An 18,108-nucleotide genomic window follows, 5' to 3' on the forward strand; every position below is an offset into this window, starting at 1 on the left:
CCTAAACCATCTGAACCAAACTTCCAAGCCAGGAGCGTGACAACAAGTGAACAAACGAATGTTAACCGCTATGCTAACCGCCTTGCTGCTATTATCAGGCTGCAGCCAGCCGCTGATGTCCCCGGCGACATCAAACGAAGGAACCGCAACAAGCGTTAAATCCGAAGCCAAGACAAACAACACCAGTACAACGAATTCCAAACAAACGACCTATCCAACCGATGATCTGAATCTTCCGCGGGTAGCCGTTGAACTGGTCAAAGCCGTTGACGGTGACACCATCAGCGTGATGTTCGAAGGGAAGAAGGAGAATGTCCGGATGCTCCTGATCGATACCCCCGAGACGAGTCATCCGAAGCTGGGCGTACAGCCATTCGGGCCCGAGGCCAAGGCTTTTACGAAGGAACTGGTGGAACAAGCCGACCTTCTTGAATTGGAATTTGATATCGGTCCGAACCGCGATAAATACTCCAGGCTGCTTGCGTATGTATATGCCGACGGAAAAATGGTCCAGGAATCGCTGCTTGAAGAAGGACTCGCCCGCGTAGCTTATATCTATCCGCCCAACACCCGCTATGTGGACAAATTTGATGATTTGCAGCGAATTAGCCGGGACCAGGCACTCGGGATATGGGGCGTAGAGAACTATGCCCAGGAAGACGGCTTCCATCCGGAGGAGCAGGACAACACAAACAACAAGAACAACGGCAGCCGTAATAACACAGCGGCAATCCAAGCTCCGAAAGAGAACAGCCAAGAGTCCAAGCAAGGCTGCGACATCAAGGGCAACATCAACTCGAAGGGCGAGAAAATCTACCATACTCCCGAATCCCCATACTATGAGCGCACGAAGCAGGAGCAGTGGTTCTGCAGCGAGGCAGAAGCCGTCCAGGCCGGTTTCCGGGCCCCGAAGTAAACCATCTGTTATATGAAATGAACCCTCAAGTTCATCTTATATAAATTTTAGCCTTAATTGAAAAGGAGCCACCAGCCATGGGGAACAAGAAACTTCCAGCAGCCAAACCAAATGAAAGTCAATCATCTAATCCAAACCCTGCCGCATGGTACAAAATCGTGTGGAGATGGCATTTCTATGCCGGCATCATTTTTGCGCCCTTTCTGATCATCCTGGCAATCACCGGCTCCGTTTACTTATTTAAGCCTCAGATTGAACAAGCGCTATATCGGGACTACTACACGGTAACCCCTCAGGTTGAACGGGTAACGCCCAGCAAACTGGTCGGACAAGTTAAAGCGCTCTACCCTGACGCTACGATCACGAAATACCGCCCCGGCGAGTCGGATTCCCGCTCTACGGAGATCAGTTTGACCTCAGGGGGCGAATCCATGACCGTCTTCATGGACCCCTATACGGGAGAAAAGATTGGCGAGCTAAAAGACAAAGACCGCATCATGGACAAAATCGAGGAGTTCCACGGTGAGCTGATGGTCGGGACCGTGGGGGACCGGATCGTGGAGCTTGCCGCCTGCTGGGCGATCGTGCTCATCCTTACCGGCGTGTATTTGTGGTTTCCAAAAAATAAAAACAAAAGCAAAAACAAAAGAAGCCTCGCGGGCATCCTGTATCCGCGTCTGGGCAAGGGCAAGCAGATTCTCCGCAGGGACCTGCACGCCGTTCCCGCCTTCTGGATCGCGGCAGGCATGCTGTTTCTCATCATGACCGGCTTGCCCTGGTCAGGCCTGTGGGGCAGCAATTTTCAAACGGTGGCAACCAATACCGGTGCCGGCTATCCGCCTTCCATCTGGTCAGGCAGTGCGCCATCCTCCCATGTGGTTCAGACGAAGGAAGTCGCAGAGGTCCCTTGGGCGGCCGAAAATCTGGAGGTACCTAACTCCACCATCTCCGACTTTATGCCGCTTCCAATCGAAGATGTCATGTACGTAGCCCGAAGCGAGGGGATCCATCCAAGCTACACCATCAGCATTCCGCAGCAAGCGGACGGGGTGTACACGTTGTCGGCCTATCCGCCGAAAGCCCAAGACGAGGCTACCATGCATATCGACCAGTACAGCGGCGCGGTGTTGGCGGATTATCGCTATGATCATTATGGAGTCGTTGGCAAAGTCGTTGCCCTGGGCATTACACTGCATAAAGGAACACAGTTCGGTATCGTTAACCAAATCTTCAGTTTGCTTATATGCATAGGCATCATTTTCATTGCGGTAAGCGGTTTGTACTTGTGGTGGAAGCGAAAACCGGAGCATGGACTGGGGGCACCAAAAGCACCCGAAGTTAAAGCCAAGAACATGAAGGTATTCCTTCTGCTGCTCATCGCTTTGGGTATCCTGTTCCCGCTTGTGGGCTTGTCGCTCATCATCGTGTGGATCATCGATTATGTCATCGTTCGGAGGGTACCGGCGATCAAGACATTTCTGAATGCCTGATTCGGTCTTTACTCTAACTACAATAAGGGGTGGCGGTTTCATGATCATGAAAAGCCGTTTTATATTATGCGCACTGCTATCGTTCCTGCTGCTGAGCGCTTGTTCGGCCAGTCCCGAAGCAGTCAACCGGTATGAAAAAGAAATCCCGCTGATCGCCGAGGTAAACATACCGGAGACGTTATCCGTTCATCAACCGGAGACCATTGAGATCATTCTCACCCAGGATGGCCAAAGAGTACCTGGTGCGGATTTTGTCCACTACGAACTGTGGAGCCATGACGGCTCCCTGCGGGATCCCATGACGGATGCGGTAGAGGTCGGTGATGGCGTGTATACGGTAACCAAAACCTTCGATAAAGAGGGGCTATATTTCATCAAGCTGCACAGCGGCAACAACGGTTCCATCATCATCCCCCAGAAACCGTTCGCCGTCGGCAAACTGTCCGAGGCCGAGCTTGCCTACCTGCAAGCGGGGACCCCGACATTTCAAGAGGGTACGGCAGATCATCATCATTAAAGCAAGCTGGATTAGGACAAAAACCGGCGCCGAATCTCCGGCGTCGGAACCATGCATTCCGTCGATTGTCCGAACCACCGATAGCGGTTCTTTGCCACCCAGCGGTACACCAGATTCCGTAAAAAAGGGGGAATCAGGATAAAAATATACGACAGCGGCCAAGGAAAGCGAAGACGCCGTGCAATCCGCAGAGCTCCCGTCGACCTTGTGTAATACCTCCCCTGTTCAATCAGCACCATCGTTTCCGTAGTATCTCCACGAAGCCCTCCCTGCCTCAACAGCTCCTGCCCAATCTCGGATTGCAGCGAAGCGAAGCGAAAGGCACCGGCAGGATCTCTCTTGATAATGAACTGCGTCAGACCCTGGCACAAATGGCACACACCATCAATCAGCACAATCGCATAGTCCTCATGATTATCGGTTGCACGATCCTTCATATATTTCCTGGCTCCCTTCAGGCCTAAAACAAGAAAAAACGCAGGAGCCCTCTCCTACGCTTGATCAAGTACGCTTATTGGTTTATTACTCAGCAGCTTTGTTCAGCCACTCGCCGTCTTTCATCTGCTGGTCGAATTCGTTCGAGAATTTCTCCATGCATTTGCATATGAAATCCTTACGACAAACCGGGCAAGGTACTTTCCCAAGTCGGCTAAGCGCAGTCAGTTTCCATTCCGGGAAGCGGTTATAGAATACGCGAATATCCGTTCCGTCAGCCGTGTGGATAATGAATTCGTAAAGCCCTTCTTTTTCATTGCTTCCAGCTGTGGTCACATTTGCAATCTGCGGTCTGTATGGCATGTTCATCACCCGTTTATTTTATTTAAATTCCCTATGACTGGTTTGTACTTTCTGGTACTTAGTCATATTAAAGAATTTTAGGGGTGATGTCAACCGAAGAACACATCCAGGATCGAGCCAAGCTGCCCCCTCTTTTTACCTTCTAATATATCCGGGTTGAACACTTCCACATATCCGCAGTTCGTACAGGAAACAAATAGGAAATGATTGTGCTGAATATCAAACATCTTGCTCAGCCCGGCCCCTGACATCGAGACCTCTTTCGTCTGGCAGTGATTCCCTCCGCATTTGCTGCATACAAACCGTTCCTCTATCATTTGTTCAATACTCATCTTAAGCGCCCCTTTCCAATTCATAGCTTTAACTGAAATACGGAGTATCATGTAAAAAGTTTCATATTCCGCATCGTAAGCCGACAAAAAAGGATGGCCCTCCATTTCAGAGGACCATCCGAATTCCTTTATGGTTCGCTTACGCTTAACTCCACGTCGATGTTGCCTCGGGTAGCCTTGGAATAAGGGCAGAACGCATGCGCCTTCTTCGCGAGGTCCTCCGCCTGGCTTCGTTCGATTCCCGGCATTTCGATCTTCAGCTTCACCGCAAGCTTAAAACCGTCAGCGCCATCGTCCTTTCCGATCATGACCTGAGAATGGATCACGACATCCTTGAGCTCGATGCCCTCTTTGCGGGCGATATGAGCCAGGGCGCTTTCGTAACAGGCGCCATAGCCGGCCGCAAACAGCTGCTCCGGATTGGTTCCGTCACCGCCCGGTCCTCCAAGCTCCTTCGGCATGCTTAATTTGTGATTAAGAACCCCATCGGTAGATTCAACAGAGCCTTCACGCCCTCCAATGACTTTTACATCTGCTGTGTATAATGGTTTCATGCTCGTTCATCTCCTTCATGCCCTATTATGGTCTCTACATGTACTCTTTAAACTTGCAGCACAAATTGAAACGATAATTGGGCAAACTCGCATAAGAAACAGCATGTCCCAGCTTGCCAAGCAAACAAAAAAGCCGTTTATCAAAGGAAGAATTCCTCTTGATAAACAGCTTCTTCATAAAGTATGCGGTAGAGAGGACTCGAACCTCCACGGGTATACACCCACTACCCCCTCAAGATAGCGTGTCTGCCATTCCACCACTACCGCATGTTATAAGGGATGTTCTGTAGCGAACATTCCCTATTATACTGTTCCGTCACACAAAAGTAAAGATCCAAATTATGGGGGGGTCGCTTAGACGCATGAGCAGCTAGGTCTTATCGTTTCGTTTTTCCTTCCGGTATGCCGAAAACTCGATGTATTCCCGGATAAACTCCTTCTCATTCTCTGCCAATCCGGACATGATGGGAAGATCGGATGATTCCGGGTCCACTTCGTACTCCCCACGCGCTTCATTGACGCGGGTAGGGTTGCCCTTGCCAATAATCAACCAATCCAAGCTTACGGAAAAGAATGCAGCAATCTCAATCAATTTATTTGTACTCGGCGTTGTTTTCCCCCTCTTCCAATCACCAAAATTTCCTGTGCTGATCCCGAGGGTTTCACAAAACGCCTTCTTGGTCATACCTCGGCTTTCTATGAGATGTTCGATTCGTTGGTAAATAGACTGCATCAAACAACCGCCTTCCTAGTTCTCTTTGAAAGAAAATTACTTATGTACGTATTTTTCTCTTGCAAAACCACTTATTTACGTGTATAATCAAATATATATTGCCTAAATTATACCATAGTACTCATGGATCGTTGTATCTTTTACTCATGAGTCTATTCAGTATGAGGAGCGAGTCATTTGCCCTACGATACCATGATCACATCCTGGAATAATGCGGTTCATTCCTTGAACAAAGGATTGATGATCATTACGCCGGATGGCATCATAGACAAAATTAACGATCCACTCATTACCATGGCCGGAAGATATGGTGTTTCCCCTGAGTTTGGATGGCAGGGGGCATCTTTTTTTAATCTCGCTTCCAAGTCCCTGAGTCTGGCTTCATTTGGTCACTTTTTCCGTGAGTTGGATTTGCCCTCCGTAAGAGATGTTATGTTGGGGAAGCAATCTGATTATTCCTTTGAATATGCCGTACAATGGAACGGCCAAGAGAATTGGGTTTTATGTGAGGTACTGCCGCTGCTTATCAACAAGGACAGCCGTATTCACGGAGCTATGATATCATTTACGGATATTACGAAGTTCAAACGCAAGGAGCTGCTGCTGGAACAAGCGCTGGCTCACAGCTTTCCCCTTCCCGGGCATATTCCCATCTGCGCCGTATGCAAACACGTTCACCACGCGGAAGAGTGGGAGCCTGTGGAGAGCTATTTGGAGAGCCGCCTCCCCATTGAATTCACCCACGATATCTGTCCGGATTGCATTCGCAGATTATACCCGAAGTACTCTTCCATCCTTGATGATCCGGAGATACACGATTAACTCTCTGCCTATACACAGCAACGCAGAATAAGCAGCTTCATCATCCGGCTTTATCCCTGGATATGAGGCTGCTTATTCATGCTTATTCATGCTTAAGGCATTATTAAGGCATTATTCTCATTACGCGTTCACAAAACGAAGCAGAGGGCTTATCAGAGCAGGCAGCACCGAGACGTGGCCTTCTCCCTCAATTTCATGGAACGTAGTCTCCAGCACCTCATCATGCCCTTTGAGGAATGCATAGAGTTCCCTGGCGTCTTGAACCATGGACGGCTTCTCCTCAGCTCCAACATACAGACGCAGCTCTTTACGCTGTCCGCTCTGTTGTAAACGGAGCTTCCCCTCTTCCCACCGTTTGTACAGCGCGTAGTTCTTCCACCACACCGAGGGACAAGCCGCAATATACCGCGAAAAGGTCTCAGGTCTGGTGAATAATGTATACAAGGTGAAAAAACCACCGAGCGAGTGCCCGAACAGCGCCTGCTTCGAACGATTCACCGCGTATTGCCGCTCCACGGCCGGCTTCAGCTGAAACTCGATGAACATAAGGAATGCTTCGACGCCGCCTGTTTCCGGCCAATCCAATCCGTTAGGGCGGACCGGCAATTCATGGTCTTCAGCATATTCAGTAAAGTTGTAAAAACGCTCGCTGCTCACGATCGGACTGTCACTATCAAAGCCGATCCCGACAATAAGCGCCGAGGGAATGCCGCGGGGGGTCCGGGATTGCAGTCGGATTGCCTCCGCAAGCGTTCCGAAGGTCGCATTGGCATCCAGCGAATATAATACAGGATAACCGCCTTCAGGTGGTGGTCCCATCGGTTCGGCAATGAAAATACGGTATTCGCGGCCTGTGACGTCGGATTGCATGGACCATGTCACCGTTCCCGGTATGCAAAACAGAGGATCCTTTTCGTGGTAATTGCAGTTAGCTCGCACAATCTCAGATTCTTGGTCATATTCTTCCTTGACGAACAACCACCGCAGCGCATCCGGAAATCTTCTGGCCATAAAAATGGGATCGTGGGTCCCATCAGGATCTACCGCCAGTTGGAGCCGCTCGGGGCTCACCCCTTGTTCGATCCAGAATCGATGCGCCTCGACGTTATTCGGATACATATGTTTCTGCGCATTGTTCTTATATGCGCCTTCCAACTGTCCAACGAACATATATACCCTCAGCCCGGCAGGCAATTCCCCCTGCTCCCTAATGTAACCCATAACCCCGTCATACCATAACGAAGCCGACAGCATCCCGATCCGTCCGAAGGTCTCGGGACGCCAATACCCCGCGAACATCGAGATCAAACCGCCAAAGGAACCACCGATGATGGCTGTATGTTCGGGCGCTGCGAGTGTACGGTACTGTCTGTCTATGTACGCCTTGATGACATCCGCCACCTCATCGACATAAGCTCTGCCCTCCCCGCCGAAAGGCGGATTGCCCTCCAGCAGCGGCTCGGCCGGCCAAGGCGTGTACTCACGGTTTCGATTTGTTGACGAAATCCCGACCAGGATGACCTCGACGAGTTGGCCTGCTGCAAACAGATGGTTCAGATAATTGAGACAGTCCGTGAACATATCTCCTTGATCCTGTACGTAGGCAACAGGATAAGAACGGTCCGACTCATGATAGGAAGGAGGCAAATACAGTGTGAGTTCCCTGTCCTCAACCACCAGCTGTTGATAACGATTCATGTGATCCTCCCGAAAGCTGCTTTTATTTTCGCATACGAATTAATAGATAGATAAAATATGGAACCCCAATCACGGACACCACAATGCCTGCAGCCAGCTCGGCCGGAGCGAATATCGTTCTACCGATGAAATCGCCTATGACCACAATCGCCATGCCTGCTATACCGCTGATCGGGATGATATGCCTGTGCTGCAGTCCAACCAGCTGCCTCGCCAGATGCGGAGCGATCAGACCGACAAACCCGATGCTGCCGGATACGGCAACGCTCGCGCTGACCAAACCGATGCTGCATAGAAGCAATACATTTTTCTCGCGTTCAACGGTTACCCCGACACTCTTCACGCTTTCCTCGCCCAGCTGGAACAAATCGAGCACTTGAGAGCGGAGCCAAATGACAGGCGGCAGCATGATGAGCCAAGGAAGCATCGTGACCACGAACTTCCAGTTAGCGCTGTGAAGGCTGCCGGCCAGCCAAGCTACAGCCATCTCATAATCCGATGGATTCATTTTCAGCGAGAGGAACATCGTAATAGCACCAAAACCGGATGCAATCGCAATCCCCACAAGAATTAGCCGCTGCGGATCCAGCTTTCCGTTTTCTCTGGCGAACATAAATATGGCCGTAGTCGCCGCCAAACCGCCAGCGATACCGAACATCGGCATCATCATAACCCCGAACCAGCCGGTCATCGTGATCTGCCCTTGCAGCAGGAACATAAACAACACAACCGCCATGCCTGCGCCTGCATTGATGCCGAGAATGCCCGGATCCGCAAGACCGTTGCGGGTAACCCCCTGGATAACTGCACCGGCCATACCCAGCGCAAAGCCGACGAGAGCGCCAAGCACAATACGAGGCAGCCTGAATTCGAACACAACGAGATCGAAATCCGAATTGGGATTCATGCGGAGCAAAGTTTGAAATACTTCCTTGATGGACATATCAAACGTCCCGTTGGTCAGACTGAAATATACGGCAGTCAATACAACCAAGATTCCTCCAGTCAGAACCATCGGGAATCGATAATAGGTGTTACGCACGCTGAGCCCCTCCCCTCGTCTTGATCAAGTAGAGGAAGAAAGGAACCCCGATCAACGAAGTTATAACACCCACCGGCGTCTCAAACGGGTAATTTACAAACCGTGCGAGAATATCGCATAATGCAAGAAACATGCCGCCAAGCACGCCTGACACCGGTACGATCCATCGATAATCCGAGCCGGACAGGAAACGGGCAATATGAGGAATAATCAAACCTACAAAAGCAACCTTACCCGCCAGCGCCACAGATACGCCGGTCAGAATCACAACAGCCACCATCGCAAGGGCTTTAATAAGCCATGTATTCACACCGAGCCCTTTGGCCGTCTCGTCCCCGAGCGACAGCAGCGTGATCGATTTGGATAATACAACGGCAAGACACAAACCAACGATTGCAAACGGAATGCTCAGTTTAATCAGTTCCGGGTCCATGGCATGCAGCCGGGCATTGTACCAGAAGCTGATATTTTGCGATATCTGAAAATAGGCCGCCAAAGCCTCTGCAGTACCGCTAAGAAACGTCCCGATTACGGTTCCGAGTATAGCCAGTCGAACCGGGCTGAGCCCGCCAGGAATAAGCCATGCCAAGCCGAACACGACGGCCGCTCCGATGGCTGAGCCGATCAACGAGCTGACGATATACATATTGGAGCTGGCGTTCGGGATAAATACCATGAACAGTGTTACCGCGAACACCGAACCATCTGATACTCCCATGATGGATGGGGACGCCAAATAGTTCCTTGTCATTCCTTGCATTAAAGCGCCTGATACCGCGAGAAAAGCGCCGATAAGCATGGCACCGACAACTCTCGGCAATCGGGAGCTCACTATGATCTGATGATCGATGCTCTCCGAATCAAAAGCAAAGATGGAATCCCAAACGGTATCCATCGTAATATTTTTGGCTCCATACAGGATGGAGGCCGCTATGAGCAAGAAACAGACTGCCGGGGCCATCACAAGGATGACAGCCGGCAGTGATTTTTTGAACCTCATGAACAACACGCCTTATAGGTTTATACTGAAATGTTGGATGTTACTTTGTCAGGCTTTCGACTGCAGCTTTCAGAAACTCGATTTTGCTGTACGCGGTTCCGCCTTGAGCCAGTGGATCCACCACGTTGACAAAAGCGGTCCCGTTCTTGAATGCATTCAAGTTCTTCATGATCGGATCATTCTGAAGTTCTTCCAAAGCATTCGGCGTATCCTTATTCTCATCTGGCGAGAATTGGACAAATACATAATCCGGATTCATCTCTGCAATTTTCTCTTTCGAGATCAGTTCCTGTGCTTTGGCTGCCGCTACTTCAGCCGGTACTTCAATCCCCAAATCCTCATACAATACCGGGTTAAAGAACACGCCTGCCGGATAGATGTACATCTCGCCCGCACGAATCCGAAGCGCCAGAACTTTCTTGTCCTTCAGGCTATCTCCAATCGTCGCTTTGACTTCTTCCAAGCTCTCTTTATATTTCGCGATTGCCTGTTCCGCTTGTTCCTGTTTGCCGCTTAACTCGCCGAGCAATTTCAGGTTGCTCTCCCAGTTGGTCGATATATGGGAGTACGGAATCGTGGGTGCGATTTTATTTAACTGCTCAATGACTTCAGGCTTGGCTTTGGACGATGCCAAAATCACATCCGGCTTCAAAGACAGGATCGTTTCGAAATTCGGCTCCATTTTCTCGCCAACCGACTGGGCGTTCTTCGTAATCGATTCAAACATCGGCGGGAATTTACCCGAGAAGCTAATGGCCCCAACCGGGTTTACTTCCAGCACAATGGCATCCTCCATGGCTTCAACGGCACCGGTGATAACGATGCGCTCCGTCTTGGCCGGAAGCGTATATTCCTGATCGAGATATTTCACAACGTTAGTATCGGACGATGCTGGAGCCGCTTCTTCTTTCGCAGCGTTTTCCTCCCCGGCTGTGTTCGCGCTCTCTGCTGCATTATTCGCGCTAGCTCCGTCTGTATCTTTAGCCTCGCTGCCTCCACCGCAGGCGGACAGTACCAACGCAAATACCAGCAATAACCCCAAGACCCATTTCATTCGTTTCATCTCTCTCCAATTACCCCTTCCATGATCTATGATCAACAATTGATAATGATTATCATTATTGATCATAGTATAGGATTTGCTCTCTTAGTACCATGGACAAATCACCGGATTCCTCATGGACAATTTCCGGAAAACAACCGAAAGGCTTCCTCCGCCATCTGCTCCATCGCAATGGGAGAGTACTCGCGCCAAGGGTAAGAGGATAGTTGGTGCAACGTTCCGTCTCGCACCGCAGGAATGGTCATCCACTCCGGCGTTGCCTGCAGTTTTCTCCAATTGGCCAGCGTTTCGGAATCCTGACGGATCAAGAGCAGCATATGGTCTGCCCGGCTCTCCTTGATCTGCTCAATCGTTAAACGTCCAGCCTCCTCCCAGTCCACAGACTTAGCCGGCTGAAAATTAAAATAATCAAATAATAGTTCCTTCATGCCCGGATGACTGTAAGCCATCAGTTCATCCTGATGCAGGCGTGCGGTCAAAAGCGTGCGTTCTTCCATCATTTCAGCGGGGAGCTTCCCACGGTAAGTCGATATTTTATGATGAAACGTATCGATCCACTGCTCTGCTTCGGGCAGCTTGTTCAGCAATTTAGCGAGCCCTAACAGATTAACCTGCCACCCTCCCTGCTCTTCAGGCATTTCGTAGAGGGGGGCAATCAGCCGAAGCTGCTCCTTCTCCCAATCTTCCACCCCCTGTGCACAAACGATGAGCTCCGGACGTGCCGAGGCCAGCTTCTCCAGATTCGCATATTTATTATGATTCTGACGGTATGCATCCAGATGAACGGGGATATCCGGCCCAAGAATGTTATAGTAATGCTGTGACCACTTCGGATGAAGCGGAGCCGCATACGGCGTGAAATCCAGCGGCATGGCGTAACCCAGGAGGGCCGTTGAGCCGTACATCGCCAGTTTATTTTTCCTTGTTTTCATATACACCGAGGGGGATATCCCGAATGCCTTCTTAAACTTGCGGCTAAAATAAAATTCATCCTTATACCCCACCATGTGCGCCACTTCACGCAGCAAAGAATCCGAGCCCAGCATCAACTGCTTCGCCTTGTTCAAACGAACATGCGCCAAATAATCCATCGCGCTGTGCCCGTACGTCTTCTTATATACTTCAACAAAATATTTGGGACTCAGCTCCGAAAGGTTCGCCAATTGTTCAATCGTTAAATCTTCATCATAATGTTCCTCGATATACTCCTTCACCCGCTCCAGCGCTTGCCGCTTATCATTCTTGGAGTAAGGGCTGCATTCGGCAATCATCGTATATAGCAGCTCTTGAAAATCCAGCTGAACCCTCCATTGCTTCATGGGCTCCTTACTGTGAAAATCCTTATACATCGACCGGCAGACGAGATTCAAGCGGTCCGGAGAGCTGATGACAAAGATGCCGTCATAGGGCATGAAATCGGCGCAATCCACCTCATGCAATCGACCGCAGCCTGATATCCCTTCCATGAAACTATAATGAAGGATCGCGACCGAAGCCTGCTCGTGCTCCTCGGAACTCCTGTGATCGACACTCGTAATTCCGAAAGTAGTCCCCGCTGCACAACAATAAACGCATCCCTTATTCATACGGGTGATTTGCTCGGCCTGTTGTAAACAGGTTTCTCCGCTAAGCGGGATAATCAGGGCTGGCTGCACTGCCAACTGCTGCTCCAAGGAGAGCTCTTGCCCATGAACAATATCCATATTCCATAAACGGGCCGTGAGCCCGCTGTATTCACGCGAATCTTTTTTGCTACTGCTATTCGTTGACAGGTTTAACATATGTACAGACCCCAACCTTAAATGAGAATGGTTATCATTATCATATAATTATCACACACCGTCCCAAAAGTCCAGCACGATATTCTCTTTTCCACCTTGTCGCATGCTGATGTTAGACAAAAAGAAAGCAGCCACGCGCTCCCTGTCAGGAAGCCGTAGCTGCTGCTTTTCAAATATTGGGTATGAAGGCGGATCCTTCGCATGAGAGAATTTCAGTCCCCTCCAAGAAAAACCTCTTCTCAAATGCGCCGGATTGTCATTAGTTCCCCCGCTGGCGCTGTCTTGCTCTTGCCTCGCCGCCTTTGCGGCCCGCTTCTTCACGGCTCATCTTGCCGTCCCCGTTGCTGCCGCTGTCGCTTCTGGCTTCGCCGCCCTGCTGTCCAATCTCTTGATAGAACTCACGTCCGTGGGATTCCGAGGTAGCCTCGCCGCCTTTGCGTCCGATGTCCTCATAGAATTCCCTGCCATGGGAATCGGAAGTCGCTTCCCCGCCCTTCTGGCCGATTTCCTGATAAAATTCCTTATCATGGGAGTTTGACGTGGAGTCTCCTCCCTTTTTACCGATGTCCTGATAAAACTCTTTGTCATGGGAACGGGAAGTTGCTTCGCCGCCCTTCCGTCCAATTTCTTGGTAGAACTCTTTGTCATGGTTGTTCGCAGTTGCTTCTCCACCTAAACGTCCTGCTTCTTCACGGCTCATCTTTCCGTTGTTGTTATTAGCCATTCTGAATCACTCCTTATAGGTAATTTGAAGTTGTTGCTCGTCCACGTTATGATATTAAACTCCTGACCAGAGATGAAACACTTGTTGTGCATAAATGTGCAATGAAAATCGATCAAAACCGTGATGAATCCTATGTAAACCTTGATATAAGAAAAAACTATCGACGTACATTCTAAAGAAGACAGAACTCGATTAGATGTTATTTTCTTGCATGATCAGGTAAGGCCATGCTTCGAAGTTTATACTTTCTGATATCTTAAGCGCAAAAAAAAGCTCCGCACAAGGTACGGAGCTTTTTCTTAATATTCGTATGCGGTAGAGAGGACTCGAACCTCCACGGGTATACACCCACTACCCCCTCAAGATAGCGTGTCTGCCATTCCACCACTACCGCATAATATAAGGAGTACATCGTTTCGTTGCTTTGTAAAAAATGGTGAGCCATGAAGGGCTCGAACCTTCGACACCCTGATTAAAAGTCAGGTGCTCTACCAACTGAGCTAATGGCTCTCGATGACAATCGTGCTGCTGCCATATAAGAAAGTGGTGACCCGTAGGGGATACTCTCTCTTCGTTCGAGACTGCGAAGCTTATCCTAACGATGATTACGCTCCGACGAACCGACGGGGTTCTCATCCCGAGGTTATATAGAAAGTGGTGACCCGTAGGGGATACTCTCTCTTCGTTCGAGACTGCGAAGCCTATCCTAACGATGATTATGCTCCGACGAACCGACGGGGTTCTCATCCCGAGGTTATATAGAAAGTGGTGACCCGTAGGGGATTCGAACCCCTGTTACCTCCGTGAAAGGGAGGTGTCTTAACCCCTTGACCAACGGGCCACTTTAACCACGTCGCCGTGACGACAAGATTGAGTATAGCATAATTCCAAAAATGCTGGCAAGCTTTTTTTTCGTAAATTTTAAAATTTATTTTTGGAGCTTTTTCGGCCAATAAATCAGCCTAAAAATTCCGGTGTTAACTCCACTTCTTGAACGCTATTTCCTTCTCGATCCACATGGTATGCATGTGCATTTTCCCTTGAGCTTACGATTCGATGCAACCGTCCGTCCATAAAATGTAATGCAACCCCATCATGGGAGCTTTCTTCGATGTAACGCTCAACGAAAGAGAGAGGGATACTCTCCCTTCGGTCGAGACTGCGAAGTATTCCTAACGCTGCTTATGCTCCGACGAACCCTATTCAGGGTTCTCATCCCTATGCAAAAAAAAGCTCCCGATCACTTGGTGATGGGAGCTTTCTTCGATGTAACGCTCAACGAAAGAGAGAGGGATACTCTCCCTTCGGTCGAGACTGCGAAGTATTCCTAACGCTGCTTATGCTCCGACGAACCCTATCCAGGGTTCTCATCCCTATGCAAAAAAAGCTCCCGATCACTTGGTGATGGGAGCTTTCTTCGATGTAACGCTCAACGGAGAGAGAGGGATTCGAACCCTCGCACCGCTTACGCAGTCTAACCCCTTAGCAGAGGGTCCCCTTATAGCCACTTGGGTATCTCTCCATATGGCTCCCCGAACAGGACTCGAACCTGTGACAACTCGATTAACAGTCGAGTGCTCTACCAACTGAGCTATCAGGGAACATTAAGTTGGATATTAATAATTTATCATGACTTCATAGGGGAGTCAAGCTTCAGGAGTGTAAGGCGTCCGCTGCACTTTCCGCACCGATACCGGGCGGGATTCATCTTCCGTTTACGCAGATATTCGGTTGCGCAGACGCTGCAGCGTAGTTTATATCGGTATGGTTCCGGTTGACGACGGCCCGCGGCCTTGCCCTTCGGCAAGGATTTGCAGAAACGGCTCCCTCCAACGGCTTGCAGCAGGCTTTTGAAATCAGCGTCCCGATGCCGATATCCCCTGCCCGCGATATGCAGATGATAGTGGCACAGCTCATGCTTGATGATCTTCTCCACCTCTTCCTTACCGTTCGTAGCAAGCTGATGCGGATTGATCTCGATGTTATGGCTTTTCATGAAATAACGCCCGCCTGTTGAAGACAATCGCCGGTTAAACGTAGCCTGATGCCTGAACGGAACCCGAAAGCTTTCCAGCGAGATTTTCTCAACCCATGCCTGCAGTTCTTCATTACTCATCTCGTTCATCGTCACCATGTCTGATCCTTCCTTTTGCCGTATAAATGCTACTTGAATTTTAACTTCTCTCTGGGCTACACTGTCAAGTAGAAAGTATGGAGGGAGAACCTGCAATCATGCCGAACATGCGCTACGTTATTTTAAAAGGACAGGACGAGCTGTTATTTGTTGAAATGCCCAGTGACTATGCTTACCAGCTCAGTGCTCTAAATTTACGCCTCAATAAGGAAATCGATAAACTCACCGCCGCAGGCAAACCTCAGCTGCCTCTTGCTGTAGCCGAATGCGACAATTTGGATCTGCTTCAGGAATCGCTGAGCATTCAAGGTGGTCTGGAATACATAAATGAGCTTGAGCAGGCCTTTGCTTCCCTTAAGGAAACGGAATATCCGCTCATCTCATTGCTTACCGAAATTCGTGCTCTCCAAGCGCAGCTTGAGCAATGGTACGAGGAAGAAGCGTTATAATCGAGGTAGACCTGCACGCTTTGGGCTTTTTCCCCATATGCTATCCATACAGATGGAATTAGCAAGAGGAGGAGATACCCTTGCCGCAATGGCTCTGCAATCAATTGACACGCGCTTTTCGCAAAAAGGACAGACGTCAGATCAAGCTGCTGAATGAATGCTGGTACTTTTACCGGAATTCCCCGGGCGAAGAAAACTCGAATGCCCGTTAGTGCACTGCAACCGATCCATAGGTATGACAATAAGCCGGACGCCCTGTCCGGCTTATTTTTGCATTTATTATGATGGCTGAATGGACGAATGTTATACTTATAGATCGCTGCGTTTAGCTGGCCAGGAGCCCTGAAGCTTCCGGAGAAAAACAATTTGTCCCGTATGATACGCATCATGCATGATTAAGCTAAGTATTCGCTGCGGCGATTCGATGATCTCCGCCTCCGTCATCACTTCCATCTTCTGTCGTAAAGCGGCATGAACATCCTGAAGCTGCTCCCGGGCCGTATTCCATGCCCCCTCACTTGTGTCATGAATAAGAAACGTCTCGTCATTGCCGATTCCTTCATTAGGAAGCGGCGTTCCTTCCAATCTCGCGAGCAGACGCTGCTTGTAATACAGCAAATGCTGAACGTTCTCCCAAATGGAATTTGCCGCCTGCCCTTCCGGTTTCCACAAAGCCTGCTCAACTGTTACGTCCTTCAGGGCAGGAAGAATCGGCGGATACCAATCCTCCTGCCCCATCGCATAATCCCAGTTTTGGAGCAGCAGTTCCTTCATGTTCATAACTATCGCCTCCGCATCAAATTTGTAACCAGTATAAACTAAATAGATTGTTACATAAAAATTAACACACTTCGGACCCCATTACAAGTAACTAGCAACATTAATGTTTACTTGTTACAATAATGAGATGAGAAAGGATGAGTTTCATGTTATGGGATGATTTTATAAACAGCGAATGGCATGACTGGAGGGGCAGCGGCCGATCCGAGGACCGGCTTGCCCGAGAGGATTGGCTCACCGATTTCATGAACCAATATCAGCTTCAAGTCAGCCTGCCCCTGGCCCCGGATGAGCTGGGGCAGTTGAGGGAGCTTCGTTCCCTCCTGTTAACGTGCGTTCAACACATCGTTGCGGGGGAGTCACCCTCTCCCATGGAGATAGAGCAATTAAACCGCTGGATGGCTGCTGGACCCGTTATTCGTCATCTGGAGATCGATGAGGAACAAAATTTGGCGCTGTCCTATATCCTCCAAAATCCTGGCCTGCAAGCAGCGGCTGCCGAGATTGCCGGCTCCTTTGCGCAAGCCATCGAGCAAGGCGAATTATCCCGGTTCCGCATCTGCACGAATCCCGATTGCCTCTGGGTATATTACGACGACACGCGTAACCGTTCCAAACGGTACTGCGACGATAAAATGTGCGGCAATCTGATGAAGGTCAGACGATTCCGGGCGAAGAAAAAACAGCAATCTTCGGACAGCGAGGACTAATCCGAATGCTTATGCTGCGCGCAGTATACCTCCACATCCATTTTGAAGAAACTGAGGTGAGTAATCATGAGCATCAAAAGGGTGACTCAAGCAGAATTGCCTTGGGTCAATCAACAATACGAGCACATCGGCTTTCAGCCAAGTTCACTGGACAATGAAATCATTGCCATCGTCATGTCGCAAAACAACTACGCAGGAGTCGGTCGATTGGTTAGACTTAATGAACACGAGGCGGAGCTCGGCGGTATTTATATTCTGGACAAGTTTAGAGGCCAGTCCCTCGCGCACGAAGTCGTCTCGTTTCTGGTGGAAGAATCCAAAAGACTAGGTTTAAAGACGGTTTACTGCATTCCATTTGAGGAGCTGCAGCATTTTTATAAGAAGTTTGGTTTTCATGAAGTCGATGTAAATGCTCCCGCAGTCGAACCCAAAATTTCAGCAAAATATCACTGGTGTCTCGAAAGATACGATAAAAAAGTACTGCTGCTAAAGCTGAACCATGGCTAAGCCAACCGCCAGGACATGCCCCGTTAGCTCTTACTCCAGATCAAGAATTATACAAAAA

Annotated in this window: 21 protein-coding genes and 6 tRNA genes; 8 read left to right on the plus strand and 19 right to left on the minus strand. The window is 49.5% G+C overall.

Annotated features, from left to right (window positions below):
* Nucleotides 1–46 precede the first annotated feature (46 nt).
* The 3 genes from MKX98_RS27730 (at nt 47) to MKX98_RS27740 (ending at nt 2,923) form a co-directional block, all read left to right on the plus strand.
* Nucleotides 47–916, plus strand: a complete 870-nt coding sequence (locus MKX98_RS27730; protein WP_339219631.1) for a thermonuclease family protein — start codon at nt 47–49, stop codon at nt 914–916.
* Nucleotides 917–993: 77 nt separating this feature from the next.
* Nucleotides 994–2,406, plus strand: coding sequence for a PepSY domain-containing protein (locus MKX98_RS27735; RefSeq protein ID WP_339219633.1), 1,413 nt, complete (start codon nt 994–996; stop codon nt 2,404–2,406).
* A 40-nt stretch (nt 2,407–2,446) separates the two neighbouring features.
* Nucleotides 2,447–2,923, plus strand: a complete 477-nt coding sequence (locus MKX98_RS27740) for a FixH family protein (RefSeq protein WP_220683990.1) — start codon at nt 2,447–2,449, stop codon at nt 2,921–2,923.
* 11 nt (nt 2,924–2,934) lie between these two features.
* Here the strand turns inward: MKX98_RS27740 and MKX98_RS27745 are convergent, their stop codons facing one another.
* The 6 genes from MKX98_RS27745 to MKX98_RS27770 form a co-directional block, all read right to left on the minus strand.
* Nucleotides 2,935–3,360: a thiol-disulfide oxidoreductase DCC family protein gene (locus tag MKX98_RS27745; protein ID WP_220683989.1), complete on the minus strand. Its 426-nt coding sequence runs from the start codon at nt 3,358–3,360 to the stop codon at nt 2,935–2,937.
* Nucleotides 3,361–3,445: 85 nt separating this feature from the next.
* Entirely contained in the window at nt 3,446–3,721 is a 276-nt protein-coding gene (locus MKX98_RS27750; protein ID WP_076324660.1) for a hypothetical protein, read from the minus strand.
* An 89-nt stretch (nt 3,722–3,810) separates the two neighbouring features.
* Nucleotides 3,811–4,053: a zinc ribbon domain-containing protein gene (locus MKX98_RS27755; protein WP_071222731.1), complete on the minus strand. Its 243-nt coding sequence runs from the start codon at nt 4,051–4,053 to the stop codon at nt 3,811–3,813.
* A 128-nt stretch (nt 4,054–4,181) separates the two neighbouring features.
* The gene (locus MKX98_RS27760; RefSeq protein WP_339219636.1) at nt 4,182–4,607 is read right to left on the minus strand and encodes an organic hydroperoxide resistance protein; all 426 of its coding nucleotides are present in this window, start codon (nt 4,605–4,607) and stop codon (nt 4,182–4,184) included.
* 184 nt (nt 4,608–4,791) lie between these two features.
* Nucleotides 4,792–4,874 (minus strand) — tRNA-Leu (locus MKX98_RS27765).
* Nucleotides 4,875–4,977: 103 nt separating this feature from the next.
* On the minus strand, nt 4,978–5,340 hold the full coding sequence (locus MKX98_RS27770; protein ID WP_156088551.1) for a helix-turn-helix transcriptional regulator: 363 nt from the start codon (nt 5,338–5,340) through the stop codon (nt 4,978–4,980).
* A gap of 177 nt (nt 5,341–5,517) precedes the next feature.
* Here MKX98_RS27770 and MKX98_RS27775 point away from each other — a divergent pair, with 177 nt between their 5' ends.
* Nucleotides 5,518–6,162: a PAS domain-containing protein gene (locus MKX98_RS27775; protein WP_220683987.1), complete on the plus strand. Its 645-nt coding sequence runs from the start codon at nt 5,518–5,520 to the stop codon at nt 6,160–6,162.
* Between the two features lie 120 nt (nt 6,163–6,282).
* On the opposite strand, the gene MKX98_RS27780 is transcribed toward MKX98_RS27775, so the two are convergent.
* The 12 genes from MKX98_RS27780 to MKX98_RS27835 form a co-directional block, all read right to left on the minus strand.
* A complete protein-coding gene (locus MKX98_RS27780; protein WP_339219638.1) occupies nt 6,283–7,860 on the minus strand; it encodes an alpha/beta hydrolase-fold protein in 1,578 nt (525 codons plus the stop codon).
* Between the two features lie 22 nt (nt 7,861–7,882).
* The gene (locus MKX98_RS27785) at nt 7,883–8,875 is read right to left on the minus strand and encodes an iron ABC transporter permease (protein WP_339224599.1); all 993 of its coding nucleotides are present in this window, start codon (nt 8,873–8,875) and stop codon (nt 7,883–7,885) included.
* Between the two features lie 19 nt (nt 8,876–8,894).
* Nucleotides 8,895–9,902, minus strand: coding sequence for an iron ABC transporter permease (locus MKX98_RS27790; RefSeq protein WP_339219641.1), 1,008 nt, complete (start codon nt 9,900–9,902; stop codon nt 8,895–8,897).
* A 40-nt stretch (nt 9,903–9,942) separates the two neighbouring features.
* Nucleotides 9,943–10,965 (minus strand): ABC transporter substrate-binding protein, encoded by a 1,023-nt coding sequence (locus tag MKX98_RS27795; RefSeq protein ID WP_339219642.1) that lies wholly within the window; start codon nt 10,963–10,965, stop codon nt 9,943–9,945.
* 113 nt (nt 10,966–11,078) lie between these two features.
* Nucleotides 11,079–12,668 (minus strand): AraC family transcriptional regulator, encoded by a 1,590-nt coding sequence (locus MKX98_RS27800; RefSeq protein ID WP_339219644.1) that lies wholly within the window; start codon nt 12,666–12,668, stop codon nt 11,079–11,081.
* Nucleotides 12,669–13,005: 337 nt separating this feature from the next.
* A complete protein-coding gene (locus tag MKX98_RS27805; RefSeq protein ID WP_071222578.1) occupies nt 13,006–13,470 on the minus strand; it encodes a general stress protein in 465 nt (154 codons plus the stop codon).
* Between the two features lie 311 nt (nt 13,471–13,781).
* Nucleotides 13,782–13,864, minus strand: a tRNA-Leu gene (locus MKX98_RS27810).
* A 40-nt stretch (nt 13,865–13,904) separates the two neighbouring features.
* Nucleotides 13,905–13,980 (minus strand) — tRNA-Lys (locus MKX98_RS27815).
* 256 nt (nt 13,981–14,236) lie between these two features.
* Nucleotides 14,237–14,311, minus strand: a tRNA-Glu gene (locus MKX98_RS27820).
* Nucleotides 14,312–14,903: 592 nt separating this feature from the next.
* Nucleotides 14,904–14,992, minus strand: a tRNA-Ser gene (locus tag MKX98_RS27825).
* A gap of 3 nt (nt 14,993–14,995) precedes the next feature.
* Nucleotides 14,996–15,071, minus strand: a tRNA-Asn gene (locus MKX98_RS27830).
* Between the two features lie 26 nt (nt 15,072–15,097).
* The gene (locus MKX98_RS27835; RefSeq protein WP_233355076.1) at nt 15,098–15,604 is read right to left on the minus strand and encodes a SprT family protein; all 507 of its coding nucleotides are present in this window, start codon (nt 15,602–15,604) and stop codon (nt 15,098–15,100) included.
* Nucleotides 15,605–15,702: 98 nt separating this feature from the next.
* Here MKX98_RS27835 and MKX98_RS27840 point away from each other — a divergent pair, with 98 nt between their 5' ends.
* Together MKX98_RS27840 and cmpA are read left to right on the plus strand one after the other, a co-directional pair.
* Nucleotides 15,703–16,053, plus strand: a complete 351-nt coding sequence (locus MKX98_RS27840; RefSeq protein WP_071222576.1) for a hydrolase/acyltransferase — start codon at nt 15,703–15,705, stop codon at nt 16,051–16,053.
* An 80-nt stretch (nt 16,054–16,133) separates the two neighbouring features.
* Entirely contained in the window at nt 16,134–16,265 is a 132-nt protein-coding gene (gene cmpA / locus MKX98_RS27845) for a cortex morphogenetic protein CmpA (RefSeq protein ID WP_015737250.1), read from the plus strand.
* Between the two features lie 97 nt (nt 16,266–16,362).
* Here the strand turns inward: cmpA and MKX98_RS27850 are convergent, their stop codons facing one another.
* Nucleotides 16,363–16,833: a DinB family protein gene (locus MKX98_RS27850; RefSeq protein ID WP_194544415.1), complete on the minus strand. Its 471-nt coding sequence runs from the start codon at nt 16,831–16,833 to the stop codon at nt 16,363–16,365.
* Between the two features lie 146 nt (nt 16,834–16,979).
* Here MKX98_RS27850 and MKX98_RS27855 point away from each other — a divergent pair, with 146 nt between their 5' ends.
* On the plus strand, nt 16,980–17,543 hold the full coding sequence (locus tag MKX98_RS27855; RefSeq protein WP_339219646.1) for a CGNR zinc finger domain-containing protein: 564 nt from the start codon (nt 16,980–16,982) through the stop codon (nt 17,541–17,543).
* 66 nt (nt 17,544–17,609) lie between these two features.
* Complete coding sequence (locus MKX98_RS27860; protein WP_339219648.1) at nt 17,610–18,050, plus strand: GNAT family N-acetyltransferase; 441 nt, start codon at nt 17,610–17,612, stop codon at nt 18,048–18,050.
* Nucleotides 18,051–18,108: the final 58 nt, after the last annotated feature.

The sequence above is a fragment of the Paenibacillus sp. FSL W7-1332 genome, assembly GCF_037969785.1.
Lineage (GTDB): Bacteria > Bacillota > Bacilli > Paenibacillales > Paenibacillaceae > Paenibacillus_AQ.